A 25,774-nucleotide genomic window follows, 5' to 3' on the forward strand; every position below is an offset into this window, starting at 1 on the left:
TAAAAGACAATTAATTATTCCCGACTACCCCTTTATAGCGAGGGCGTTACCACGGCTAAATGATATATATCAATGTAAAAGTGTGAGTTTCACGTATTCTGTCGTTAAATAGCACGATCATATCGCTATGTACATGTTTATATAGCGAAAGCGTGATGGCGAAATTGTCATTTACACGCTAGTATCGGCGTAACCACAGTAAACACTCTAGCCTCTGCACCTGGGTCATTTTTGATACGGTGCTTTGGCCGTGACAACGTTCAGACGTTTGTTGCCAGGGCGCAGGAAGAAATGACTCCGCCTCCCGTATTTGGAAAGGTGTACATGGCTTCACAACTTACCGATGCTTTCGCGCGTAAGTTTTACTACTTACGTCTGTCGATTACCGATGTGTGTAACTTTCGTTGCACCTATTGCTTGCCGGAGGGCTATAAGCCCGGCGGAGTTACCAACAACGGTTTCCTTACCGTCGATGAAATTCGTCGCGTTACGCGTGCCTTTGCCAGTCTTGGCACGGAAAAGGTGCGCCTCACCGGCGGAGAGCCTTCGCTGCGCCGGGATTTTACCGACATCATCGCCGCTGTAGGTGAAAATAAAGCGATCCGTCAGATTGCGGTGACGACCAATGGATACCGACTGGCGCGCGATGCCGCACACTGGCGCGAAGCAGGTTTGACAGGCATTAATGTCAGCGTCGATAGCCTGGATGCGCGTCAGTTCCATGCGATTACCGGACAGGATAAATTCCGTCAGGTGATGGCCGGGATTGATGCCGCCTTTGATGCTGGTTTCGAAAAGGTGAAAGTCAACACCGTACTGATGCGCGATGTGAACCACCATCAGCTTGACACTTTCCTTGCCTGGATTCAGTCTCGCCCCATTCAGCTACGCTTTATTGAACTTATGGAGACAGGCGAGGGGAGCGAACTCTTTCGTAAACACCACATTTCTGGCCAGGTGCTACGCGACGAATTACTACGCCGTGGTTGGATTCATCAGATTCGCCAGCGTAGCGACGGCCCGGCGCAGGTTTTCTGTCATCCTGATTATGCCGGCGAGATCGGCCTCATCATGCCGTATGAAAAAGATTTCTGCGCCACCTGTAACCGTTTGCGTGTTTCGTCCATCGGTAAGCTGCATTTGTGTCTGTTTGGCGAGGGCGGTGTGAGCTTGCGCGATCTGTTGCAGGATGATGCGCAGCAATACGCGCTCGAAGAACGTATTTCCGGCGCGTTGCTGGAAAAAAAGCAGACCCATTTCCTCCATCAGAGTAATACGGGTATTACACAAAATTTATCCTATATTGGCGGTTAATCCTTAATAAGGAGATTTCAGATGAGTCAGGTAAGCGCTGAATTTATCCCGACCCGCATGGCTATTCTTACCGTCTCTAATCGCCGCGGCGAAGAAGACGATACCTCCGGCCATTATCTGCGTGATTCAGCGCAGGAGGCAGGGCACGTGGTGGTGGATAAAGCCATCGTTAAAGAGAACCGTTACGCCATTCGTGCCCAGGTTTCCGCGTGGATTGCCAGCGATGAGGTACAAGTCGTATTGATTACCGGCGGGACCGGTCTGACTGAAGGCGATCAGGCGCCGGAAGCGCTGCTGCCGCTCTTCGATCGCGAAGTGGAAGGGTTTGGCGAAGTGTTCCGTATGCTTTCATTTGAAGAGATCGGCACTGCAACCCTGCAGTCGCGCGCGGTAGCTGGCGTGGCGAACAAAACCCTGATTTTTGCCATGCCGGGTTCCACAAAAGCGTGCCAAACCGCGTGGGAAAATATCATTGCGCCGCAGCTGGATGCCCGTACGCGTCCGTGTAATTTTCATCCTCATTTGAAGAAATAACGATGTCGCAATTAACCCATATCAATGCCGCTGGCGAAGCACACATGGTGGATGTTTCCGCTAAAGCGGACACGGTTCGTGAAGCGCGGGCGGAAGCATTTATTACTATGCGTAGTGAAACGCTGGCCATGATTATTGACGGTAAACATCACAAGGGCGATGTTTTCGCGACCGCTCGTATTGCCGGTATTCAGGCAGCCAAACGTACCTGGGAGCTTATCCCTCTATGCCATCCGCTGTTGCTCAGTAAAGTAGAGGTGCAGCTTCAGGCCGAGCCGGAGCATAATCGGGTGCGTATTGAGTCTCTGTGCCGCCTGACCGGCAAAACGGGCGTCGAAATGGAAGCGTTAACTGCGGCGTCCGTTGCGGCATTAACGATCTACGACATGTGCAAAGCAGTACAAAAAAATATGGTCATTGGCCCGGTGCGTCTACTGGCGAAAAGCGGTGGTAAGTCGGGAGACTTTAAGGTGGATGCGCATGATTAAGGTGCTTTTCTTTGCTCAGGTTCGCGAGCTTACAGGAACCGATGCGCTGGATGTTCCGGCAGATTTTTCCACCGTTGAGGCATTGCGACAGCATCTGGCGGCAAAGAGTGATCGTTGGGCGTTAGCGCTGGAAGACGGGAAACTGCTGGCGGCGGTCAATCAGACGCTGGTGAGTTTTGACCATCCGCTGGCGGCGGGCGATGAAGTGGCGTTTTTCCCGCCGGTAACGGGAGGCTGACATGACTGAAACGCGAATTGTGGTTGGTGCTGCGCCGTTTAGTGTCGGGGATGAATATCCCTGGCTGGCGGCGCGCGACGAAGACGGTGCGGTTGTCACTTTTACCGGCAAAGTGCGTAATCATAACCTCGGCGATAGTGTTAAAGCGCTGACGCTGGAACATTATCCGGGCATGACAGAGAAAGCGTTGGCGGAGATTATCGCAAAGGCGCGTTCCCGCTGGCCGCTGGGTCGGGTAACCGTTATTCATCGTATTGGCGAATTATGGCCGGGTGATGAAATTGTTTTCGTCGGCGTAACCAGCGCGCACCGCAGTAGCGCGTTCGACGCGGGTCAGTTCATTATGGATTATCTGAAAACCCGCGCGCCTTTTTGGAAACGTGAAGCGACGCCGGAAGGCGAGCGCTGGGTCGAAGCGCGCGACAGTGACCAGCAGGCGGTAAAACGTTGGTAGCAGAATGTGATACGCTTTAAGGTATCATTTCCACACAGGAGTTCATCATGGACAGATTTTCACGATCTGATTCAATAGTGCAGGCGCGTTCCGGCCTGCAGGCTTATATGGCGCAGGTGTATGGCTGGATGACAGTCGGGCTGTTGTTGACCGCGTTTATCGCGTGGTATGCGGCCAATACGCCAGCCGTTATGATGTTTGTCTTTTCCAGTAAAATCACTTTCTTTGGCTTAATTATTGCCCAGCTTGCCCTGGTGTTTGTTCTGTCCGGGCTGGTGCATAAGCTTAGCGCCGGGATGGCGACCACGCTATTTATGCTGTACTCGGCACTCACCGGATTGACATTATCCAGTATTTTTATTGTTTACACGTATTCCTCTATTGCCAGCACGTTTGTGGTAACTGGCGGAATGTTCGGCGTAATGAGTCTGTACGGATATACCACCAAACGCGATCTTAGCGGTTTCGGCAATATGTTGTTTATGGCGCTGATTGGTATCGTTCTGGCGTCACTGGTCAACTTCTGGCTGAAGAGCGAAGCGCTGATGTGGGCGGTAACCTATATCGGGGTGATTGTATTTGTCGGGCTGACTGCCTATGACACACAGAAGCTGAAAAATATCGGCGAGCAAATAGATACCCGCGACAGCGCTAATCTGCGTAAATATTCCATTCTCGGCGCGTTAACGTTGTATCTGGACTTTATCAACCTGTTCCTGATGTTGTTGCGTATTTTTGGCAACCGCCGCTAAGTTTTATTGTTGGATGGTGAGTAAACCCTTATCAGGCCTACAAAGGAATGCTTCGTAGGCCTGATAAGCGTAGCGCCATCCGGTAATGTGCCAGCGTCTTATTCCTCCTGTTACTTCGCCATCGCCTTCTCATTTTTCGCCCGCAGCTTTTTCGCCCGGCTCTCCAGTATCAGATAACAGATCAGCGCCAGCAGCAGAGGGATAAAATAGTACAGTACGCGATAAGCGAGCAGGGCGGCGATAATTGTACCTTGCGACGTATGTTCGCCCGCCAGCAACGCCAGAAATACGGCTTCCAGCACGCCGATGCCTGCCGGAATATGCACAATAACGCCCGCGATACTACTCACCAGTAATACGCCCAGCACAAAGAAATAGTTCACACCCTGGCCCATCAGCAGCCAGATTATCGCCCCCATCGCCATCCAGTTCGCGCTGGAGATGGCCATCTGTGCCAGCGCGAACTTCCATGACGGCAGCACCAGTTTCTGGCCTTTAATTGTTATATGCCGACGCTTCGCAAAGGCGCAAAACCACAGATAGACCGCGATAATCAACAATAAAATGATACCGAGAATACGCAGAGTACCTTCATCGATATACCAGTGGTCGGGAAGCTGGACAACGCCGAAGGTAAAAATGATGCCGCCAAGCAAAATATAGCCCAGCCAGTTAGTGGTAATACTGAGCGAGAAAATGCGTGTAATGGTGCTACCAGGTAAGCCGAGGCGCGAGTAAAGCCGGTAACGCATCCCTATCCCGCCGACCCAGGTACTGAGCGTCAGGTTAAAGGCGTAACAGACGAACGACACCAGCATGACCTGCCGTTTTGCCAGTTTGTGCCCACAATAAAGCCGGCCAAGTAGATCGTAACAGCCGTAAAGAAGATAGCTAATAATAACCAGCCCAACCGCGCTTAATAGCGCAGTGCGGTTATAGTCGCGAATGACGGTCCAGACATCGCCCCAGTCGACTTTTTTAGCATAAACCACCAGCAGAACGACGACTGCAATAAAAAACAGCCAGGTCAGTACTTTTTTAGCCAACCGCCAGCGCGGATGCGATTTAGCCATCAGGGCTTCACTCCTGTATTTTCTGGATCAACGCGATCCTGGGTTTCCATTTCTGGCTGTGCAGGTGGGGGAACCTGCGCCAGATGCGGGGTATGCGCCGGAAGCCAGCCGACCAGCGCCGGGAAATGGCGTAAAAAGTGGAACGCTAGTACGCTTTTAGTCAGGTTCCACCAGGTGCGTTTCGGCAGCATAGACTCATCGACCTGCTTACAATCATTCACGATAATGCCTTGTAGATTGTCGCGCAGAGTCTGGTTAAAGGTGCGATCATGAATAATCAGGTTAGCTTCAAGGTTGAGCGACAGACTGAGCGGATCGAGGTTACTTGAGCCTACCGTGGCCCAGTGATCGTCCATGAGCGCCACTTTGCCGTGTAGCGGGCGGCGGCGATATTCATAAACCTGAACCCCCCCTTTCACCAGGTAGTTATAGAGCAGTCGTGCGCCCACTTTAACAATCGGCATGTCTGGCTCTCCCTGGACAATCAGTTTTACGCTCACGCCACGGCGGGCGGCCTTACGCATCGCATGGAGCAGACGGTAACCAGGGAAAAAATAAGCGTTAGCGATAATGACTTCACGTTTTGCTTGCGTCAGCATTTTCAGATAATGACGTTCGATATCGTCGCGGTGCTCTTCATTATCCCGCCAGACAAACAGAGCCTGTGCCTCGCCGGGGTGGCGGTTTTCTTCGGCCTGATGATGGCGTTTCCACCAGCGGCGTGCCGGGCTTTGCCCCGGCAGGTTTTCTACTTCAAATTGCAGAATATCCGCCACTACCGGCCCTTCCACACGTACTGCATAGTCTTGTTTCGCTTGCGGGCCGTAATCCGACATATGTTCTGCAGAATAGTTAATGCCGCCGACAAAGGCGATACGGTCATCAATCACCACAATTTTGCGGTGCATCCGGCGAAAAATATTGGTTCGCATTCCCAGCAGACGAGGGCGGGGATCGTAATAGCGGAAAATAACACCGGCAGCGGTAAGTTCACCGACAAATGCGTCACTAAGATCGGGAGAGCCATAGCCATCAAGCAGTACTTCAGCTTTTACGCCGCGTTGCGCCGCTTTTAACAGAGCGCTGTGGAGTTTTTTGCCCACTTCATCTTCAAACAAGATGAAGGTTTCCAGAATGATTTTTTGCTGTGCCTGAGCAATAGCCTCAAACACGGCAGGATAGAACTGGTCGCCATTTTCCAGTAGCTGAATTTGATTACCTTCACGCCAGCCGCATTTCATAGATGGATCTCCGCGCTAAGGGGGGCATGGTCTGATAAATGTCGCCAGTCTCGCAGCGGCAGCGCCGTAGGGGAACTGGCGTGGGCATTCTTGACATAAATACGATCGAGTCGCAGCAATGGCATACTCACCGGGAACGTGCGCGCCGGTCGGCCATAGGCGCGAGTAAATATCTCCTCCAGACCGGCTGCGTTTAATGGTCGATTGGCCTTTTGCCGCCAGTCGTTGAAGTCCCCGGCCACCAGTACCGGTTCCGATTCGGGCAAGGCATTTACCCATTCCGCCAGCAGAGTTAACTGTGCCTGGCGATGACTTTCCCGCAGGCCAAGGTGAACGCACATGACGTGAATAGGGTGTTGCAGCATGGGCGGTGTAATACGGCAATAGAGCACGCCGCGCTTTTCACTGCCGCCAATCGAGACATCTCGATTTTCGTAGTATTCAATGGGATAGCGAGAAAGTACTGCGTTACCGTGATGGCCCTCCGGATAGACCGCATTGCGACCATAGGCGAAATCGCTCCACATGGTATCGGCCAAAAATTCATAATGCGTGGTGTCCGGCCAGTTTTCGATATGCAGTGGATGTACCTCATGCGCACCCATCACTTCTTGCAGACAGACAATATCGGCGCCGACCGTTCTGACAGCGTCGCGCAACTCCGGCAGGATGAAGCGTTTATTAAAGGCGGTAAAACCTTTGTGCGTGTTAATCGTGAGCACTTTGAATGAAAAATTTCGCGTGTGTTGAGTCATTTTCTTCCTGTCCGCGTCACTATCCTGATTGAAATAGTGTAGTCGTCGTCACAAAAAGATGCGGCCTTACGGAATTTTCCGTAAAGTTCGGTACTCTGAATAATTAGAGAAAAATCCTTCAGGAGAAAATCCATGAAGTGGCAACAACGTGTTCGTGTCGCAACCGGCCTGGGTTGCTGGCAGATTATGTTGCATTTACTGGTCGTGGCGATGCTGGTAATCGGCTGGATGAGCGGCACATTAGTGCGCGTCGGCCTGGGATTATGCGTACTTTACGGCGTGACAGTACTGCTGATGCTGGCGTTACAGCGCCATCATGAGCAGCGCTGGCGCGATGTGGCTGATGTGCTGGAAGAGCTTACCACGACCTGGTACTTTGGCACTGCGCTGATTGTCCTGTGGCTGCTGTCCCGCGTTCTGCAAAATAATATCTTATTGGCGCTGGCGGGGCTGGCTATCCTGGCCGGGCCCGCCGTGGTGTCATTACTGGCGAAAGATAAAAAGCTACATGACTTTGCGTCTAAACATCGCATACGCCGCTGAACCCGTAGTGGCCGCTATCACCAGTAGCGGCCACAAACTTCCCCAGACTATCCTGAGACTCGCGTCCTTGAGATAGATTTGTTTGGTAATATCGGTAAAGTGACGGATAGGGTTTACCCACGTCAGATTTTGCAGCCAGACGGGCATATTTTCCACCGGTGAGACATAGCCCGAGAGCAAAATAGCCGGCATCATAAAGACAAAAACGCCGATAAACGCCTGCTGTTGTGTGGCGCACAGCGATGAAATCAACAGGCCGAATCCGACCAGCGAGAGTCCGTAAATCACCATGGTAAAGTAAAATAGCGCCAGCGATCCGGCAAAGGGAATTTGATACGCCCAAATACCAATAGCCAGTACGATTGTGGCCTGGAAGGTGGCGACAATCAACGCTGGTACCGCTTTACCAACGAAAATTTGCCAGGTGGTGAGCGGAGAGACCAGCAGTTGATCCAGCGTGCCCTGTTCACGTTCGCGGGCCACGGAAAGCGAAGTGACGATCATCACGCCGATAGTGGTGATCATGGCAATCAGCGACGGCACCACAAACCATTTGTAATCCAGGTTCGGGTTATACCAGTTACGCACCACCAGCTCGCTGTTGTTCGGTTTCGGTTTTCCATCCATCAACTCCTGCTGGTAATCTTTAACGATCTGCTGCAGATAGTTAGCGGCGATCTGTGCGCTGTTAGAGTTACGTCCGTCGAGAATGAGTTGCATCGGCGCGGGCTGAAAGGTATCCAGATTCCGTGAAAAATCCGCCGGAAAACGCACCAACAGCAGCGCTTTTTGCGTATCAATCGTCGGTTGGATCTCCTGTGGACTGGCCAGTAACAGCACATGGGTAAACGCCTTCGCGCGGGCAAAGCGCTGCGTGAGTTCTACCGAATGTTTGCCGTTATCTTCGTTATAGATGGCGATGGTGGCATTAGTGACTTCAAGCGTTGCGGCAAAGGGAAACAGGATAACCTGAATCAGCACCGGCAAAATCAGGATGGCGCGGGTTTGCGGCTCGCGTAATAACGATTGCAGCTCTTTACGAATTAACGTCCATAAACGATGAAACATGCCGTTATCCTCAGGTATGTCGTTTGTAGGCCTGATAAGCGTAGCGCTATCCGGCAAATCCTTAGTCCAGCCGTCGTTTGGTTTTCAGCCATGTCAGACCAATAAACATCACCGCCGAGGCGATTAAAAACAGCACGTTAATCCCCAGTACCACCGGGATATTACCCGCCAGGAACAGACTTTGTAGAGTACTGACAAAATAGCGCGCCGGAATAATATAGGTCACCGCGCGTATCACCGCAGGCATACTGTCTATCTGAAAGATAAAACCCGACAGCATAATTGATGGTAAAAAGGCGGCGTTGAGCGCCACTTGCGCGGCGTTAAATTGGTTGCGAGTGATGGTGGAAATTAACAGCCCCATTCCTAACGTACTCAGTAAAAACAGGCTGGTGATAACAAACAGAATCAGCAGCGAACCGCGATAAGGGACGCCGAGAATAAATACCGATACCAGCATACAGAGCAGCATTGCCAGCATACCGAGAAAGTAATAAGGAATAAGTTTACACAGTAGCAGTTCGATGCGCGTCACTTCGGTAGAGAGCAACGCCTCCATCGTACCGCGTTCCCATTCGCGGGCAACGACCAGCGAGGTCAGGATCGCGCCGATCACCGTCATAATGATAGTCACTGCGCCAGGAATAATAAAATGCTGGCTTATCGCCGCCGGGTTAAACCAATAGCGGGTCTGCACGTCAATTAACGGCTCAAACGTTTCGCCGCGATCTTCCGCTCGCTGCATTTGCCAGATTTGCCAGATGCCCTCGACATAGCCCTGCACAAAGTTCGCGGTGTTCGGCTCGCTGCCGTCGGTAATCACCTGAATGGGGGCTGTATCATTGGTGCGCGCCATTTGTTGCGCAAAATCTACCGGGATCACCACCAGTCCGCGAATGTGTCCGGCCTGCATTTTTTCAATTAATTCATGTCTATTGTCGCTGATGGTGGCGTCGATATAGGGTGAACCGGTCATCGCATGCGTAAAGTCCAGCGCTTCCTGGCTCTGCTGTTCAAGCAGAATACCCACCCGAAGTTTGCTGGAGTCGAGGTTAATGCCGTAGCCGAAAATAAACAGCAATAACAGGGGGATCACCACTGCAATCAGCCAGCTACTGGGATCGCGGACAATCTGACGCGTCTCTTTGACGCACAGAGCACGCACGCGGCGCCAGGAGAGAGACTTACTCATGCGTATGCTCCTTATCCCAGTCATTGATGAGGGTGATAAAAGCCTGTTCCATTGTCGGATCGGTCTGCTCCTCATCGGCGGCCTGTGCTTTTAGATCGTCCGGCGTACCACTGGCGATCAATTTCCCCCGGTACACCAACCCGATACGATCACAATATTCCGCTTCATCCATAAAGTGGGTTGTCACCATTACTGTGACTCCTTTTTCCACCATGCTGTTAATATGCAGCCAAAATTCACGGCGGGTAAGAGGATCGACGCCGGATGTTGGTTCATCGAGGAATAAAATATCCGGTTCGTGCATCAGCGAGCAGGCCAGCGCCAGACGCTGTTTAAAGCCCAACGGCAGGGCATCGGTGGGATGCGACGCAATGCTTTTCAGACCAAAGGCTTCGCTCATGCGCTGAATTTTTTCATTCTGCACGCGGCCCCGCAGGCCATAAACACCGGAGAAAAAACGCAGGTTTTGCTCCACTGTCAGGTTGCCGTACAGCGAGAATTTTTGCGCCATATAGCCCAGATGCTGACGGGCTTTGCCTGAGCTGACTTTAAGATCCATATCCAGCACCAGCGCCTTCCCGGAAGTCGGCACCAGCAGGCCGCACATCATTTTAAACGTGGTGGATTTACCGGCACCATTCGGACCGAGCAGGCCAAAAATTTCACCGCGTTGTACTACGAAGTTAACGTGATCTGTCGCCGCGAAATCGCCAAATTTTTTCGTCAGTTCTTTTGCTTCAATCACCGTTTCGCCGGGTGTACCTTCTACGGTATGCAAAATAGCGCCGAGCGGGGATTCCGAGGTGCCGGCTCCGCCCAGCAGATCGATAAACGCATCTTCAAAGCGCGGCGCGGTTTCGTTGAGGATGATTTCCGGCATACCGTCGGCCTGGCGAATCTCATCTGCGGTTGCCTCTTTTTTCAGGATTAGGCGTACTGACCTTCCCTGAATCATACCGTCGCTTACCTGCGGTAACCTGAGCGCCCGCTGTAATAACTTACGGTTGTTCTCCTGTGGACTGCTTGCCAGGAAGCTGCGTCCGGCCATGGTTTGCGTCAGCGCTTTAGGTTCGCCCTGATACAACAACTCGCCTTCATTCATTAGCAGCACGTCGCGGCACTGTTCGGCTTCATCCAGATAGGAGGTGCTCCATAAAATCAGCATTCCGTCGCCCGCCAGTTCGTGGACCATTTGCCACAGTTCGCGGCGCGAGATTGGGTCAACGCCAACGCCCGGCTCATCCAGCAGCAGGACTTTGGGTTCGCCAACCAGCGTACAGGCCAGCCCCAGTTTTTGCTTCATCCCGCCGGACAATTTCCCCGCCAGACGACCGGTGAACGGACCGAGCGCAGTAAACGCTAACAAACGGGCAAATGTTTGTTCCCGTATCTCGCCGGTAACGCTGCGCAAATCGGCATAGAGAGTAAGGTTCTCCATGACGGTAAGATCTTCATACAAGCCGAATTTCTGTGGCATATAGCCCAGAACCGCATGCAGCTCACTGTCGTTTTGTATTGGGTCGAAGCCCAGCACAGATGCGCTGCCGTCATCGGCTTTGAGCAGACCCGCCAGCATACGCATTAGCGTGGTTTTTCCTGCGCCGTCCGGCCCTACCAGCCCGGTGACATAACCGGAATGAATGGTACAGTCGAGCGGGGCGACGGCGGGTTTATCCATTCCCGCGAAGCGCTTCGTCAGACCGTGCAGCGTAATGACGGCCTCACTCATGCCTTGCCTCGTCATTAAATTTGACCGTGACAGGCATCCCCTGGCGTAACGCCTCGTCTGCATCGGTAACGACAATACGCAGGCGGTAGACCAGATCGGTACGCAGGTCCGGCGTTTCGACGGTTTTCGGCGTGAATTCCGCGGTTGGCGAAACGAAGCCTATTTTTCCATGATAAGGTTTATCCGGGCGGCCATCGGTATAAAGCAGAATTTCGCGTCCTGGTTGCGTCTGGCTAAGATGACGTTCATCGACATAGGCGCGCACCCAGACTGGACGGGTCAATGATAGCGTCAATACCGTGCTGCCGGCATTCAGCATACTGCCGGGTTCTACTGCGCGGGTGAGCAACGTACCGTTAGAAGGCGCGATAAGCGTAGTGTCCTGCAAATCAAGCTGTGCCTGCGCCAGTTGAGCTTTCGCTTGTTCCAGGCTGGCTTTCGCCTGGGCGATGTCCTGTTCGCGATTACCACTGCGATATTGACTGAGTTTATCCTGCGCGGATTTCAGCGTCGCCTGCGCCTGATCGCGCGACGAACGGGCATTTTCCAGATCGTTAGCGGAGATGGTGCGGCTTTTCCATAGCCCCAGTTGACGGTTATAAAAGTTCTGCGCGTAGTCATAGGCGGCTTGCGCTTGTCTTACCGCGGCGGCGGTCTGGGCTATCTCTTCATCACGATAGCCTGCCAGCATCAAATCATATTGTGCCTGAGCGACGGAGACGCCCGCTTTGGCCTGCATTAGCGCGTTTTCATACGGCGCGTGATCCAGTTCACCGAGCACCTGCCCGGCTTTGATGGCATCGCCTTCATCCACCTTTAGCGACGCCAGCCTGCCGCCGACGCGAAAGCTAATATTGACGGTACGAATATCGACATTACCGTACAATGTCAGCCCATCGTCCTGCCGACTTTGATACCACCAGGTTCCACCGGCAATCACCGCGACGATAGTGGCGATGGCCAGTCCGATAACGACAGGTTTTTTCATCAGTCCAAACTCCTTTGCGTTAAACCTTGCAGAATGAGATCGATATGGCAGGTTACCGTCTGGTAAATCAGCTCCGCTTTTTCTTCATCGAACTGCGGCCAGCCGGTACGTAACAGAATAGTTTCTTTGCCGAGACGAAACGCCAGCACTTCGCCAATTAAGGCATGGGTGTGCAAAATCATGCGGGTATCACTGGCGTCACAGCCGGTATAAGCGGCAATTAATCGTGTCAGATGCGTATGCAGCGGGTCGATAACCTGGGCATGAACCAGCTGATAGGCCGCCGTGGGAGAGAGCTGCTCGCGTGAAATAAATTTGCTCAGGTTAACGGTGTGCTCCTGGGTTAGCAGCATAATCATATTTTTACAGGCGAGTAGAATCAGCTCGCGGATAGCATCCCGGTCAGGCTCAGGCTGGCTAAACAGACGTTCCGCCGCTTCAGCATGGGGGCGAAATTTTTCGCCAAGAAAGTCAGCGATCCACTGAGCGCAGGCAAGGTATAAATCCTCTTTTGAGCCGAAATAATAAGTAATGGCGGCAATGTTTTGCCCCGCCAGAGCGGCGATGTCACGCGTGGTGGCATGCAAGCCATACTCGCCAAACTGCGCCAGCGCGGCGGCAATTAACTGACTTTTGGCCTGTTCGCCTTTGGTTGTCGTTGTGGGAGTATTCATCACACGCCTAATCTTAATCAATCGATTGATTAAGATTATGACTGATAAGGGTTCTTGTCCAGTGTGGATGATTATTTTGTCTCTGCCACCTTACGGGATAATTTATGCGCCGCATCACAAAAACTGCTACACTCCGCCTCTTCATGACACTGTGGTTTTTGTCATTCCAAATTTAAGTATCTCCCTGAAAACTACACCGGGAACGGTCGGGGCGGTTCGGAGTAGTTATGTCTTTTGATTCCCTGGGTTTACATCCTGATATTTTGCGCGCCATCGCCGGGCAGGGTTACCGTGAACCGACCCCCATTCAGCAGCAGGCGATTCCCGCCGTACTGGAAGGCCGCGACCTGATGGCCAGCGCGCAGACCGGCACCGGTAAAACCGCTGGTTTTTCACTGCCGTTATTACAGCATCTGATTACTCAACAACCACATGCGAAGGGACGTCGTCCGGTGCGGGCGCTGATCCTCACTCCGACTCGCGAACTGGCGGCGCAGATTGGCGAAAACATCCGCGATTACAGTCAGTATCTCAACATTCGCTCGCTGGTCGTTTTCGGCGGCGTGAGCATCAATCCGCAGATGATGAAACTGCGTGGTGGGGTCGATGTGCTGGTGGCAACGCCGGGGCGCCTGCTCGATCTGGAACATCAGAATGCTGTGAAGCTGGATCAGGTAGAAATTCTGGTGCTGGACGAGGCCGACCGGATGCTGGATATGGGCTTTATCCACGATATTCGCCGCGTGCTGGCAAAACTGCCGCCGAAGCGTCAGAACCTGCTATTTTCTGCGACCTTCTCTGACGATATTAAAGCGCTTGCCGAAAAGCTGCTGCATAACCCGCTGGAAATTGAAGTGGCGCGCCGTAATACCGCCTCTGAGCAGGTCACACAGCATGTCCATTTTGTCGATAAAAAACGCAAACGCGAACTGCTGTCACAAATGATAGGTCAGGGTAACTGGCAACAGGTGCTGGTCTTCACCCGCACCAAGCATGGCGCGAACCATCTGGCGGAACAGCTAAATAAAGACGGTATTCGCAGCGCGGCGATCCACGGTAATAAATCGCAGGGCGCACGTACTCGCGCATTGGCCGATTTTAAATCCGGCGATATTCGCGTGCTGGTGGCGACCGACATTGCTGCGCGTGGCCTCGATATCGAAGAGTTGCCGCACGTGGTCAACTATGAGTTGCCAAATGTGCCGGAAGATTACGTACACCGGATTGGCCGTACCGGTCGCGCGGCGGCAACCGGCGAAGCGCTGTCGCTGGTCTGTGTTGACGAGCACAAGCTGTTACGTGATATTGAAAAGCTGCTGAAAAAAGAGATCCCACGTATCGCTATTCCGGGTTATGAACCCGATCCGTCAATCAAAGCGGAGCCAATTCAGAACGGTCGCCAGCAGCGTGGCGGCGGTGGTCGCGGCCACGGGCAGGGCGGCGCAGGCCGTGGCCAGCAGCCGCGTCGTCAGGACGGCGGCGCGCCGAAGGCGAAAGCCAAACCGCGTACTGGCGAGGGGAAATCTGCTGGCGACAAAGCCCGTCCGCCGCGCCGTCCGCGTAGAATTACCCCCGCACAATAAATTTTATTGCGCAAAAATACCGGATGGCGTTAATGCTTATCCGGCCTACGGACTATGCCAATCCGTAGGCCGGATCAGGTGCCTGCGTCACTACCCGGCAAAATCCCCCTCGCGTTGCGAGCCGCCTTCCACAAGCGGCAAAAAAGGTACTTCCTGAGGCTGAAATGTGCCACAATAGTGGCTGTTTATACAGTGTTTCAGGTTTTCTCATGGCATTGACTGCTGCGCTGAAAGCGCAAATCGCCGCCTGGTATAAGGCGTTACAGGAACAGATCCCCGATTTTATTCCCCGGGCGCCGCAGCGGCAGATGATTGCTGACGTTGCCAAAACGCTGGCCGGGGAAGAAGGGAGGCATCTGGCGATTGAAGCGCCGACCGGGGTCGGGAAAACCTTGTCCTACCTGCTTCCGGGGATTGCCATCGCCCGTGAAGAGCAGAAAACGCTGGTCGTCAGCACCGCTAACGTCGCCCTTCAGGACCAAATCTATAGCAAAGACTTACCGCTACTACGCAAAATTATCCCTGACCTGCGCTTTACGGCAGCGTTTGGCCGGGGGCGCTATGTCTGTCCGCGTAATCTGGCGGCGCTGGCCAGTAGCGAGCCTGCTCAGCAAGATCTGCTTGCCTTTCTGGATGATGAACTGACGCCCAATAACCAGGAAGAGCAAAAGCGTTGTGCCAGGCTGAAAGGGGATCTTGATAGCTACAAGTGGGACGGCCTGCGCGATCACACTGATATCGCCATTGATGATGATCTCTGGCGACGGTTGAGTACCGACAAAGCCAGTTGCCTGAACCGCAATTGCCATTACTATCGCGAATGCCCGTTTTTTGTCGCCCGACGTGAAATTCAGGAAGCGGAGGTGGTGGTCGCCAACCACGCGCTGGTGATGGCGGCGATGGAAAGCGAAGCCGTGCTGCCGGAACCAAAACATCTGCTGTTGGTACTGGATGAAGGTCATCATCTGCCGGATGTTGCCCGCGACGCGCTGGAGATGAGCGCCGAAATTACTGCCTCCTGGTATCGCCTGCAGCTGGATCTGTTCAGCAAACTGGTGGCAACTTGTATGGAACAGTTTCGGCCAAAGACTACGCCGCCACTGGCAATTCCTGAGCGGCTTAACGCCCACTGCGAAGAGCTGTATGAGCTTATCGCCTCACTGAATAATATTCTCAATTTGTATATGCCTGCCGCTCAGGAGGCAGAATATCGTTTTGCCATGGGAGAACTGCCGGACGAGGTGATGGAAATCTGCCAGCGGTTGGCAAAGCTCACCGAAACCTTGCGCGGTCTGGCGGAGTCCTTTCTGAACGATCTCAGCGAGAAAACAGGAACTCATGATGTGGTACGCCTGCACCGGGTGATTTTACAAATGAACCGGGCGTTGGGCATGTTTGAAGCGCAAAGTAAATTGTGGCGGCTGGCTTCAATGGCGCAGTCTTCGGGCGCGCCGGTGTCCAAATGGGCGACGCGTGAAATACGTGAAGGGCAGCTACATGTCTGGTTCCATTGCGTAGGCATCCGCGTCAGCGATCAGCTGGAAAGGCTGCTCTGGCGCAGCGTGCCGCACATTATTGTCACGTCGGCAACGTTACGCTCGCTCAATAGCTTTTCGCGCTTGCAGGAGATGAGCGGCTTAAAAGAGAAGGCGGGCGACCGTTTTGTGGCGCTGGATTCGCCATTTAACCACGTTGAACAGGGCAAAATTATCATCCCGCAAATGTGCTATGAGCCGTTAATTGAAACTGAGGAACAGCACATTGCTGAGATGGCGGCCTATTTTCGCGAACAGCTGGAAAGTAAAAAACATCGTGGCATGTTGGTGCTATTTGCCAGCGGGCGGGCGATGCAACGCTTTCTGGAGCATGTGGCTGATTTACGCCTGCTACTGCTGGTTCAGGGCGATCAGCCGCGTTATCGGCTGGTGGAGCTACATCGTAAACGGGTCGGGAGCGGTGAACGCAGCGTACTGGTAGGCTTGCAGTCATTTGCTGAGGGGTTAGATCTTAAAGGTGAACTGCTGACTCAGGTTCATATTCATAAAATTGCCTTTCCGCCGATCGACAGTCCGGTCGTGATTACTGAAGGCGAATGGCTAAAAAGCCTGAATCGCTATCCTTTTGAGGTACAAAGCTTACCGAGCGCGTCTTTTAATTTAATTCAGCAAGTCGGAAGACTAATTCGTAGCCACGGCTGTTGGGGCGAAGTGGTTATTTATGACAAGCGCTTGTTGACCAAAAACTACGGCCAGCGTTTACTGAAGGCGTTACCTGTTTTTCCGATAGAGCAACCTGTGGTGCCAGACGTTATAGTAAAACCAAAAGCGAAACCTGCACGTCGCCGACGACGTTAATGCGGTGAGCACAATTCAAGGAGCTTTCAATGGATTATCGCAAGATCATCAAAGAGATCGGGCGAGGTAAAAATCACGCCCGCGATCTGGAAAAGGATACTGCACGCGGTTTGTATACCCGAATGCTGAATGGCGATATACCCGACCTGGAAATGGGCGGCATATTAATGGCGTTGCGTATTAAAGGGGAAGGCGAAGCCGAAATGCTGGGCTTTTATGAAGCTATGCAGAATCACACCATTAAACTGACGCCGCCCGCTGACAGGCCGATGCCAATTGTCATACCCAGCTATAACGGCGCGCGTAAACAGGCGAATTTAACGCCGCTGCTGGCTATCCTGCTGCACAGACTTGGCTTTCCGGTGGTAGTACATGGCGTTAGTGAAGATCCGACGCGTGTGCTGACGGAAACCATATTTGAACTGATGGGGCTTGAACCTACCCTGCATGGCGGGCAGGCGCAAGCGAAACTTGAGGGGCATCAGCCGGTATTTATGCCTGTCGGCGCGCTCTGCCCACCGCTGGAGAAACAGTTAGCGATACGCTGGCGAATGGGCGTGCGCAACAGCGCGCATACCCTGGCGAAACTCGTCACCCCTTTTGCAGAATACGCGGCTTTGCGGCTTTCCAGCGTTTCGCATCCGGAATACGTTCCACGTGTGGCGAAATTCTTTACTGATATCGGCGGGCGGGCTTTGCTGATGCATGGTACCGAGGGTGAAGTTTATGCTAACCCCCAACGCTGTCCGCAGATCAGCCTGATCGATAACCGCGGCGTACAGGTGCTACTTGAGCGCCAGAGTGAAATGGGCGCCGGGCAGCTTTCACTGCCGGCAGATAAAGATCCTGAAACCACTGCGCGCTGGACTGAGCGCTGCCTTGCCGGACGCGAGCCGGTGCCGCAATCATTAAAAGCGCAAATAGCCTGTTGTCTGGTTGCGACGGGAGAGGTGGCTACGTTAGAAGACGGGTTTGCACGTGTTAAACACGCTTTTAGCGGATAAAAAAAGCCCGTCCAGTGGCGAACGGGCAAATAAGGGTAACAACAGGGTTAATGAGGGTTGGAGCAGTGGGTCTGTTGGCAAACAGACGAGGGTAATACCCACCAGAATTCAGACCACAGCGATGTTACCGCCTGAATTCTGACGGACAGATAACTTATTGATAAATTACCGCGGTGCCGCTCATTTTGTCATTACCAATGGCGGAGGTAATGTTATAGGCGCTTGCGCCAGCGGCTGCGGCTTTTTCGGCCAGTTTGGCTTCCAGGCCGTCCAGCGTGGTGGCACCATCGGCAGAAACCACGCCGATTTTGTGCAGATGTTGTGCCTGAGATGGGCTAACGGGTTCTGCAGCAAAAACGCCAAAAGAAAGGGTGGAAAGCGCGATAGCTGCAACAGCATATTTAATGGTTTTCATGGTTAATCTCTCGCAGGTTATTCTGTTTATGGGACGTTGTTTCGTCGATGTGATGAGTATCACGGTATTCTGCGAAAGATAAAATCGAATAGAATTGACGGCTTTGCTCAAAATTTTTGAATGACAAATAACCTATTGATTATTAATTAATACATTATCTGTATTTACTGTTCTTGTCATAGCGATTTACATAGCCGGGTTTAACGGCACATTCTGCGACGCAGAATGCTAAAAATCATGCGCGTAAAGGAATGGATAATCCTGGCGAGTTGAGTAAAGAAAAGTCAGCGTAACTGACTATCTTTCGAACCTCTGCGATTATATCCTGAAAATGTTGCATTATGTAAATCTTTCTCTTGTTGACAGGCGATGCATAGCCGAACGCCAGGCACCGCTTTACGCCGCGCTTCGGGAATGGGGTCGCCGCAAGATTCGCATTCATAGCGGCTTTCGCCATGCGGTAGTTCGCCACGCGCCCGGGCGACAGCATCTTCAATAGTATTGTTGATTTGTTCATTTACAGCGTCGTCATTTGCCCAGCCGGATGCCATAACGCTCTCCTCATTTTATGGGGACACGCTTTAAGTGTAGCGCCGTCCTGCGCGAAAATCGTATTGGACAACTTTTTCAGACCATAAAAATGCCAAACGGAACGGGAACGGGAACGGGAACGGGAACGGGAACGGGAACGCGGGGCCGGGGCAAAGCCGCTGGAAGGAATTCGCGTCGGTATATTTACCCCGTGGCGTTATACGGGTATCTTACGCCGCTGCTAAAAGGAGAATGTTATGTCTGCCCAGAAACCGGGTTTACACCCGCGTAACCGTCATCAACACCGCTATGATCTTGCTGCCTTATGTCAGACCACTCCGGAATTGACGGCATTTCTTATCCGTACGCCCGTCGGCGAACAGAGCGTCGATTTTGCGAATCCGCAGGCAGTAAAAGCGCTCAATAAAGCGTTGCTGGCACATTTTTATGCGGTTGCGCATTGGGACATTCCGGAAGGTTTTTTATGTCCGCCAGTGCCAGGCCGTGCAGATTATATTCATCATTTAGCAGATTTGCTTGGCGAGGCAACGGGTAGCATACCGACCCAGGCCACTATTCTGGACGTGGGGGTGGGCGCCAACTGTATTTACCCGCTTATCGGCGTACATGAATATGGCTGGCGATTTACCGGTAGTGAGGTTAGCGACGCGGCGATGTCCAGTGCGCAGGCCATCATACAGGCGAATACGGGGTTAAGCCGCGCGATTCGTCTGCGCCGTCAACACGATCCGGCAGCCATTTTTACCGGCATCATTCATAAAAATGAATATTATGACGCGACGCTTTGTAACCCGCCTTTCCATGATTCCGCCGCAGCGGCCCGTGCCGGTAGCGAGCGCAAACGTCGTAATCTGGGGCAGAACAAAGACGATGCGCTTAACTTTGGCGGCCAGCAGCAGGAATTATGGTGTGAAGGCGGCGAAGTCGCCTTTATTAAAAAAATGATTGCCGAAAGCCAAACTTTCCGCCGTCAGGTGTTGTGGTTTACGACACTGGTCTCGCGTGGCGAAAATTTACCGCCGCTTTACCGGGCGCTGACGGCGGTAGGCGCGGTGAAGGTGGTGAAAAAAGAGATGGCCCAGGGGCAAAAGCAAAGCCGCTTTATTGCCTGGACCTTTATGGATGACGATCAGCGTCGCCGTTTTATCACCCGTAAACGCTAAATCGTTGGCTCGCGCGGCGGCAGTGAATCAGGCGCCGGGCCGTTAACGGGAGCGGGCAGAATCTGATATGTTTGTACTGGTGCGCGAACATGGGCCAGATCAAAGTGCTTTTTCACCTGGCTATCAAGGGCGAAACGCACCGTCCACTGCTTGAGTGGTAAGGTGGTGAACGATACGCGTAGGGTAAACGCCGTATTTGTTAAGCCGACAATACCGGCGAACGTGGGTTCGCCGATAATCAGCCCGCGAATATCCTCCGTTTGCATGAGCGCCGTAACCGCATCTTTCAGTGCCTGATTCGCTTTATCCGCATCTTCATGGCGATCCACGTCGTAATTAGCGACAACGGAACCGATACCCCGCACAAAATTGGCGAAAGTGGTGATCGAAGACCACGGAATAATATGATATGCCCCGGTATCCTGCCTTACGCCAACAGAGCGAATCGACATTCTTTCGACCGTCCCCGTCAGCGGACCTATGGTAACTAAATCGCCAGTATTCATCCCGTTTTCAAACTGGATAAAGACGCCCGTAATAATATCTTTCACCAGGGTTTGCGAACCAAAAGAGATAGCCAGACCTAACGCGCCAGCCCCAGCCAGCAATGGCGCGATATTGACACCAATTTCCGATAACACAATCATGATGGTAATGGTACTGATAATGACCGCTAATGCGTTGCGAAACAGCGTCAGCAGGGTTCGTGTGCGGGCACTGGGTAGCGGGCGGCCATGAATATCGGAAGCCAGGCGATTTTCAATCAGACTGGCAAGAATCGTCCAGCCTACGGCAGAGAAGAACAAAATCAACGCGATCCGGATAAGAATATCGACCATTTTCTCCCCGGCGCCATAATGCAGCCAGTGCCAGAAATCAAACAGTCCCCAGGCGTTGAGCAACAGCATGATAGCCACGCAGACGGTCAGAAAGCGTGCAACTTTCAGCGCGGAGGAGAGCCAGCCGTTAAGCCGCTTTTGCAGTTCCGGGTAATTGCGTTGCGTATGGGGTGACAGCGTAATGGTTTTGGCTATCCAGCGGGTAAACATGCCGGAGATAAACGCGGCGATACCAATAATCGCCAGACTGCGTACGGTTGCGCCCATCATAAATTTCAGGCTATTGCCCGGGTCAAATAACGAGAAGAAAAACAGCACAATAAAGTAAGCGCTGGCCAACCAGTGCCACACCAGAGCAAAAGCGCGAATAAACAGACTAAAAAAGGCTAATGATCGTTCCGCCAGGCCTAACAAATGCTGCGTAATTTCAGTCTTGTTTTTAAAGATCAGGTACAGCGCCCAGATGGTGATGCAGAGCATGATCGCCACGTTCGCCATCGCCCCGACCTGAACATTCACCTGGTTCGAAATAATCGGCACGGCAACAATCAGTCCGTAGCCAATTAAACTACTCAGCGAACTGATACGGCGATTCCAGTAACGCGCCGTTGCGTCGTGAATCGTAAATGGACGTAATTCCGGTACATTAGGACAAAATATCAGCCGTAGAATTGCTTTAAAGAACTCAATCAGCGCGAAGGCATTCAGGAACAGACTTTGCTGGAAGGCGATGGTTTGACTTCCGGCATGGAAATTATCACTGAGCAGTTGACCGACAAATAACGTGAGCGCCAGCAGCAGGAGATCGATAATAAATGCGCCAGCAATCATCGCCGGAAGCTGTAGCCAGTTGCTGCGTTCCCGGTTTTTCTTTCGTGCCCACTGGCCCATTTTTCGATACAGCGGCAGGGCGCAAAGCCGTATCGCGCCATAAAGACCGAATACCGCCCCCGCCAGAAATAAAAAGTGGGTTAACGCGTTGGTGAAGGTTTGCGAGTTAAACGGTTTGTGTGGCGCGTCGGTGATGTTACGGTAAAGCTGGGCAAATCGGGTGGCGAAAGCATCGCCATACTGGCGGGTGATAGTGGTAACGTTCTCCAGTACCGTTTTCTCATCTTTAGTTGCCGGTGGCGTAATCACTGGCGCAGGTTCGGTCGGCGGTGTCGTTGAAGCTTCGCGTAGTTGCGCGATTAAGGCCTTTCGCGAGGCCTCATTTTCCAGTACGTCGGCCAGGGCCGCATAGGCCGCTTTTTTTTGTTCAGGGCTGGGTTCCGGCGTAGTCGACGTTTGCTGATTGGTTGACGTTCCCGTGGTTATGCCGGGTATCGCGACCGCATGAGCAGGCGCGCCCAGAAGACAAAAAAGGATGAACAGGGTCCACCGCATGACTCCTCCAGTGAGAAAAGAGACGCAAAGCATTAAGTATAGATGGCCGAGGAGAGGGAAAATGAAATGGGATGATTCCAGGAAGCCCTTCCTGCCACAGGGCAGGAAGGGGGGGATACATCAGGAGACGTGCTGCAAAAATTCCTGTAAACGCGGGCTCGGCGGATTTTCGATCAGTGCCTGGGGACTACCATCTTCGGCAATACGGCCTTTATCGATAAAAATCAGCCGTGAAGCCACCTTTTCAGCAAAGCCGATTTCATGGGTGACGATGACCATGGTCATACCTTCTTCTGCCAGATCCTGCATGACTTTCAGCACTTCATGACGTAATTCAGGATCCAGAGCAGAGGTCGGTTCGTCAAACAGCATCATTTTCGGTTTTACAGCCAACGCTCGGGCAATGGCGACACGCTGCTGCTGGCCGCCGGAAAGCTCGGAAGGGTAGTGGTGCGCCCGTTCCGCCAGGCCAACTTTCGCTAACAGTGCTTTCGCCTGTTTTTCTGCTTCTTCTTTCTTCGTGCCACGCACGCGCAACGGGCCGAACATGACGTTCTCAAGCGCGGTCAGATGTGGGAACAGATAAAACTGTTGAAACACCATGCCGGCTTCCTGGCGAATCAGCCGTTCGTCTACTTTAGGATCGTTGACTTTAAGACCATCGACAATCAGATCGCCGGAGGTGATCTCTTCCAGTTTGTTGATACAACGCAACAACGTGGATTTCCCCGAACCGGAAGGGCCGATGATCACTACCACTTCGCCCTGACGAATGTTTAAATCAATGTTATGCAGCACCTGGGTTGGGCCAAAGTGCTTGGAGACGTTTTTAAATTCAATCACAGGATTTTCATCCTTCTTTCAAGACGACGCAAAATAAAGCTCAGTACCAGCGTAATGATCAAATAGAACACCGCCACGGCGCTCCAGATTTCCAGTGCGCGAAAGTTACCAGCAATGATCTCCTGGCCCTGACGGGTCAATTCGGCTACGCCGATAACAATAAACAGCGAGGTATCCTTGATACTAATGATCCACTGGTTACCGAGCGGCGGCAGCATACGGCGCAGAGCAAGCGGCAGAATAACATGGCGGATGGTTTCCCGACGTGAAAGGCCCAGTGCCAGTCCTGCTTCACGGAAACCTTTGTGAATCGACAGCACCGCGCCGCGGGTAATTTCCGCGATATAAGCGCCGGAATTGATCATGATCGTCACAACCGCCGCGCTAAACGGATCAATACGCAAATCATTAAATGCCATCGGCAGGGCAAAATAGATAAACATGACCTGGACAACGATGGGAGTGCCGCGAATGATTTCAATGAAAACCAGTGCGATGTGGTTGGCTATCCAGCCGCCAAATGTACGGGCAAATCCTGCCGCCAGTCCAATAACAAGGCCGCCCGCCAGACCGAGGATCGAGATCCACAAGGTCATTTTAGCGCCCTCAATCAAAAGCGGAATGGCGGGCCAGATGGCGCTCCAGTCAAACTGCATATGTCGTTCCTGTTACCGTAGTATAAATAATCAAATGCTCCATCCGGTTCGCAGATGAAGCGAAAATCACAGGCTTGTTGCCGGATAGCGACGCCATGCGTCTTATTTCTCCAGGAGAGAATCTGTAGATCCGATAAACGGTCGTATTACCGACAACAAACCTGCGTCAGGCCGATTTATTTAGGTTCTGTACCGAACCATTTTTTGTAGATTTCGTTATAGGTGCCATTTTCACGCAATGTTTTCAGCGCGCCGTTGACTTTTTCGCGCAGTTCATCGCTGCCTTTCGGGAAGGCAATCCCGTATTGCTGTGCTTCCAGTGATTCGCCTACTGGTTTGAACTGGCCGTTACCGGCGGTTTTGATAAAGTACAGGATGTTCGGCGTATCATGCAGAACAGCATCTGCGCGGTTGGTGCCCAATTCCATATACGCATTATCAATGTTCGGGAACTGACGCAGATCTTTGGTTTTGATATTGGCTTTCGCATAGTCTACTGACCCGGTACCGCTCTTCACGGCAACGACTTTGCCATCCAGATCTTTGACGCTTTTAATGTCGTTATTGTTAGCTTTGACCATCACTAACAGACCACTTTTGTAGTAACCATCGGAAAAGTCGATCGCTTTTTTACGTTCATCAGTAATCGTAATACCTGCCAGAGCCAGATCGACATTCCTGGTTTGCAGCGCTGGAATGATGCCGCTGAAATCCATTGGCTTCAGGGTATAGTCCAGCTTCAGTTCTTTCGCGATGGCGGCCCATAGATCAACATCAAAGCCAACGTACTTGTCGCCCTGCTTAAATTCAAACGGGACGAACGCCGTATCGGTTGCCACAACGAGTTTCTTATCCGCGGCGTGAGAAGACACGGCAAAAGCCAGGGTAAGTGCAGCCAGAGAAACTTTGAGTACAGACTTCATAGCATTTCCTTTTCTATCCACGGGGCGATCCCCTGCGAGAACATTTAGCGTAATGAAAAAATCATGCCAATTTTGTAACCTGTTGTTTTAACAGAAGCGTGAATCATTCCTGTGCACAATGAGTTGGGCAAAATCAGCATCCCGCACCAAATTGGGGCGCTAATGTAGTGCATGAATAACAGCGTATAAACACCAGAACTATTTAGCGTAAAAATTGTTGCTAAAACAATCTTTAATTAACGATTGTGTGAGGTAATTATTACAAATTATTCACTTTTAAGGGCGGAGTGGATAAGAAGTGCGCACCATTTAAGTGCAAAACCCCTGCCGGGGCAGGGGTAAAAGGGATACTGATACTTCTATCGTATTTCAAGTGGCATAGTCGTTAAACTTTAGGCGAGCATCTGGCGAAGTTCCCTGCGGCGCATAGTTGCTTGCCTGCCACCTGGCATATTTCAGGGAGAAAAAGCGTTATTCGATATTAGATTCGATAAACCACAAGAACTTATCCAGGTCGCGTGATGCGGCGGTAAAGATATCGGCAGTGTCTTCATCTTTTGCTTCGCCAATAGCTTTGCGAACATCATTAGCGACTACAGCATAACGATCCGCCAACTCTTTCAGGTGATCCTGTACAGTGTGAATGTCCAGCGGGTAGCTCTTCAGCGGCGTTTTGCTGTTGATAACTTGAGTTGTACCTAACGCTACGCCGCCAAGCTGCACAGCGCGTTCAGCCATAGTGTCCAGATGATCGGTCAGTGCAGTGCGAAAGCCATCGAGCATCTCATGTACGGCAATAAAGTTAGCACCGCGCATGTTCCAGTGGGCCTGTTTTGTGATCAAAGACAGGTCAATGAACTGGATCACCTGACGATTAAGCAACTCCACTGTCGCTTTTTTATCGCTCTCTGATACATCGTTACGGGTATAAAGCAGATTAGACGCTTTTGTTTTTACCAGTTTAGCGGTACTCATAATCTCATATCCTCTTGATGTTTGTGTCCCAGGTAATT

26 protein-coding genes and 1 riboswitch are annotated in these 25,774 nt (G+C 52.2%); of the genes, 11 read left to right on the forward strand and 15 right to left on the reverse strand.

What is annotated here, in order from left to right; all coding sequences use genetic code 11:
• The first annotated feature begins 191 nt into the window (after positions 1 to 191).
• A riboswitch (molybdenum cofactor riboswitch) is annotated at positions 192 to 337 on the forward strand.
• The 6 genes from moaA (at position 325) to SBG_RS03650 (ending at position 3,780) form a co-directional block, all read left to right on the forward strand.
• Positions 325 to 1,314 (forward strand): GTP 3',8-cyclase MoaA, encoded by a 990-nt coding sequence (gene moaA / locus SBG_RS03625; protein ID WP_000168193.1) that lies wholly within the window; start codon positions 325 to 327, stop codon positions 1,312 to 1,314. (Overlaps the previous riboswitch by 13 nt.)
• A gap of 21 nt (positions 1,315 to 1,335) precedes the next feature.
• The gene (moaB, locus tag SBG_RS03630; protein WP_000084607.1) at positions 1,336 to 1,848 is read left to right on the forward strand and encodes a molybdenum cofactor biosynthesis protein B; all 513 of its coding nucleotides are present in this window, start codon (positions 1,336 to 1,338) and stop codon (positions 1,846 to 1,848) included.
• A gap of 2 nt (positions 1,849 to 1,850) precedes the next feature.
• Positions 1,851 to 2,336, forward strand: a complete 486-nt coding sequence (moaC, locus tag SBG_RS03635) for a cyclic pyranopterin monophosphate synthase MoaC (protein ID WP_000080875.1) — start codon at positions 1,851 to 1,853, stop codon at positions 2,334 to 2,336.
• Positions 2,329 to 2,574, forward strand: coding sequence for a molybdopterin synthase sulfur carrier subunit (moaD, locus tag SBG_RS03640; protein WP_000598598.1), 246 nt, complete (start codon positions 2,329 to 2,331; stop codon positions 2,572 to 2,574). Before moaC ends, moaD begins: the two co-directional genes overlap by 8 nt.
• 1 nt (position 2,575) lies before the next feature.
• The gene (gene moaE / locus SBG_RS03645; protein ID WP_000141039.1) at positions 2,576 to 3,028 is read left to right on the forward strand and encodes a molybdopterin synthase catalytic subunit MoaE; all 453 of its coding nucleotides are present in this window, start codon (positions 2,576 to 2,578) and stop codon (positions 3,026 to 3,028) included.
• Between the two features lie 47 nt (positions 3,029 to 3,075).
• Positions 3,076 to 3,780, forward strand: coding sequence for a Bax inhibitor-1/YccA family protein (locus SBG_RS03650; protein WP_000373635.1), 705 nt, complete (start codon positions 3,076 to 3,078; stop codon positions 3,778 to 3,780).
• Between the two features lie 110 nt (positions 3,781 to 3,890).
• Here the strand turns inward: SBG_RS03650 and SBG_RS03655 are convergent, their stop codons facing one another.
• From SBG_RS03655 to SBG_RS03665, 3 genes are read right to left on the reverse strand one after another with little or no spacing between them, the layout of a single operon-like run.
• The gene (locus tag SBG_RS03655; RefSeq protein ID WP_001129812.1) at positions 3,891 to 4,853 is read right to left on the reverse strand and encodes a lysylphosphatidylglycerol synthase transmembrane domain-containing protein; all 963 of its coding nucleotides are present in this window, start codon (positions 4,851 to 4,853) and stop codon (positions 3,891 to 3,893) included.
• Entirely contained in the window at positions 4,853 to 6,094 is a 1,242-nt protein-coding gene (clsB, locus tag SBG_RS03660) for a cardiolipin synthase ClsB (protein WP_000649647.1), read from the reverse strand. Before clsB ends, SBG_RS03655 begins: the two co-directional genes overlap by 1 nt.
• Complete coding sequence (locus SBG_RS03665; protein WP_000192042.1) at positions 6,091 to 6,849, reverse strand: endonuclease/exonuclease/phosphatase family protein; 759 nt, start codon at positions 6,847 to 6,849, stop codon at positions 6,091 to 6,093. The genes clsB and SBG_RS03665 overlap by 4 nt, the downstream gene beginning before the upstream one ends.
• Before the next feature lie 132 nt (positions 6,850 to 6,981).
• On the opposite strand from SBG_RS03665, the gene SBG_RS03670 reads away from it, so the two are divergent.
• The gene (locus SBG_RS03670) at positions 6,982 to 7,392 is read left to right on the forward strand and encodes a YbhQ family protein (protein ID WP_000871967.1); all 411 of its coding nucleotides are present in this window, start codon (positions 6,982 to 6,984) and stop codon (positions 7,390 to 7,392) included.
• Here SBG_RS03670 and SBG_RS03675 read toward each other — a convergent pair.
• The 5 genes from SBG_RS03675 to cecR all read right to left on the reverse strand — a co-directional run bounded on the left by SBG_RS03675 (position 7,354) and on the right by cecR (position 13,043).
• Positions 7,354 to 8,460, reverse strand: a complete 1,107-nt coding sequence (locus tag SBG_RS03675) for an ABC transporter permease (protein ID WP_000469040.1) — start codon at positions 8,458 to 8,460, stop codon at positions 7,354 to 7,356. The genes SBG_RS03670 and SBG_RS03675 overlap by 39 nt on opposite strands.
• 61 nt (positions 8,461 to 8,521) lie before the next feature.
• Positions 8,522 to 9,652, reverse strand: coding sequence for an ABC transporter permease (locus SBG_RS03680; RefSeq protein WP_000045759.1), 1,131 nt, complete (start codon positions 9,650 to 9,652; stop codon positions 8,522 to 8,524).
• On the reverse strand, positions 9,645 to 11,381 hold the full coding sequence (locus tag SBG_RS03685) for an ATP-binding cassette domain-containing protein (RefSeq protein WP_001287607.1): 1,737 nt from the start codon (positions 11,379 to 11,381) through the stop codon (positions 9,645 to 9,647). The genes SBG_RS03680 and SBG_RS03685 overlap by 8 nt, the downstream gene beginning before the upstream one ends.
• A complete protein-coding gene (hlyD, locus tag SBG_RS03690) occupies positions 11,374 to 12,369 on the reverse strand; it encodes a secretion protein HlyD (protein WP_000743443.1) in 996 nt (331 codons plus the stop codon). The genes SBG_RS03685 and hlyD overlap by 8 nt, the downstream gene beginning before the upstream one ends.
• Entirely contained in the window at positions 12,369 to 13,043 is a 675-nt protein-coding gene (cecR, locus tag SBG_RS03695) for a transcriptional regulator CecR (RefSeq protein ID WP_001095906.1), read from the reverse strand. The genes hlyD and cecR overlap by 1 nt, the downstream gene beginning before the upstream one ends.
• Before the next feature lie 227 nt (positions 13,044 to 13,270).
• On the opposite strand from cecR, the gene rhlE reads away from it, so the two are divergent.
• The 3 genes from rhlE (at position 13,271) to ybiB (ending at position 17,984) form a co-directional block, all read left to right on the forward strand.
• Positions 13,271 to 14,626: an ATP-dependent RNA helicase RhlE gene (gene rhlE, locus SBG_RS03700; protein WP_000007044.1), complete on the forward strand. Its 1,356-nt coding sequence runs from the start codon at positions 13,271 to 13,273 to the stop codon at positions 14,624 to 14,626.
• 209 nt (positions 14,627 to 14,835) lie between these two features.
• On the forward strand, positions 14,836 to 16,980 hold the full coding sequence (dinG, locus tag SBG_RS03705; protein ID WP_001218673.1) for an ATP-dependent DNA helicase DinG: 2,145 nt from the start codon (positions 14,836 to 14,838) through the stop codon (positions 16,978 to 16,980).
• A 29-nt stretch (positions 16,981 to 17,009) separates the two neighbouring features.
• Positions 17,010 to 17,984, forward strand: a complete 975-nt coding sequence (ybiB, locus tag SBG_RS03710; protein ID WP_000386566.1) for a DNA-binding protein YbiB — start codon at positions 17,010 to 17,012, stop codon at positions 17,982 to 17,984.
• A 154-nt stretch (positions 17,985 to 18,138) separates the two neighbouring features.
• Here ybiB and ybiJ read toward each other — a convergent pair whose 3' ends face one another.
• Entirely contained in the window at positions 18,139 to 18,399 is a 261-nt protein-coding gene (ybiJ, locus tag SBG_RS03715) for a DUF1471 family protein YbiJ (RefSeq protein WP_000849093.1), read from the reverse strand.
• 284 nt (positions 18,400 to 18,683) lie between these two features.
• Entirely contained in the window at positions 18,684 to 18,950 is a 267-nt protein-coding gene (locus tag SBG_RS03725) for a DksA/TraR family C4-type zinc finger protein (RefSeq protein ID WP_000146333.1), read from the reverse strand.
• 237 nt (positions 18,951 to 19,187) lie between these two features.
• Between SBG_RS03725 and rlmF the strand changes: the two genes are divergently transcribed.
• Positions 19,188 to 20,114 carry a 23S rRNA (adenine(1618)-N(6))-methyltransferase RlmF gene (gene rlmF / locus SBG_RS03730; protein ID WP_001275952.1) on the forward strand — a complete coding sequence of 309 codons (927 nt, stop codon included), beginning with the start codon at positions 19,188 to 19,190 and terminating at the stop codon, positions 20,112 to 20,114.
• On the opposite strand, the gene ybiO is transcribed toward rlmF, so the two are convergent.
• The 5 genes from ybiO to dps form a co-directional block, all read right to left on the reverse strand.
• Positions 20,111 to 22,339: a mechanosensitive channel protein gene (gene ybiO, locus SBG_RS03735; protein ID WP_001267689.1), complete on the reverse strand. Its 2,229-nt coding sequence runs from the start codon at positions 22,337 to 22,339 to the stop codon at positions 20,111 to 20,113. The two genes, rlmF and ybiO, sit on opposite strands and share 4 nt — an antisense overlap.
• A gap of 120 nt (positions 22,340 to 22,459) precedes the next feature.
• Complete coding sequence (gene glnQ / locus SBG_RS03740; protein WP_000569092.1) at positions 22,460 to 23,182, reverse strand: glutamine ABC transporter ATP-binding protein GlnQ; 723 nt, start codon at positions 23,180 to 23,182, stop codon at positions 22,460 to 22,462.
• On the reverse strand, positions 23,179 to 23,838 hold the full coding sequence (gene glnP / locus SBG_RS03745; RefSeq protein WP_001159051.1) for a glutamine ABC transporter permease GlnP: 660 nt from the start codon (positions 23,836 to 23,838) through the stop codon (positions 23,179 to 23,181). Before glnP ends, glnQ begins: the two co-directional genes overlap by 4 nt.
• A gap of 176 nt (positions 23,839 to 24,014) precedes the next feature.
• Complete coding sequence (gene glnH / locus SBG_RS03750; protein ID WP_000843878.1) at positions 24,015 to 24,761, reverse strand: glutamine ABC transporter substrate-binding protein GlnH; 747 nt, start codon at positions 24,759 to 24,761, stop codon at positions 24,015 to 24,017.
• A gap of 471 nt (positions 24,762 to 25,232) precedes the next feature.
• Complete coding sequence (gene dps / locus SBG_RS03755; protein WP_000100806.1) at positions 25,233 to 25,736, reverse strand: DNA starvation/stationary phase protection protein Dps; 504 nt, start codon at positions 25,734 to 25,736, stop codon at positions 25,233 to 25,235.
• Positions 25,737 to 25,774 lie beyond the last annotated feature (38 nt).

The sequence above is a fragment of the Salmonella bongori NCTC 12419 genome, from assembly GCF_000252995.1.
In the GTDB taxonomy this organism is placed as follows: Bacteria; Pseudomonadota; Gammaproteobacteria; order Enterobacterales; family Enterobacteriaceae; genus Salmonella; species Salmonella bongori.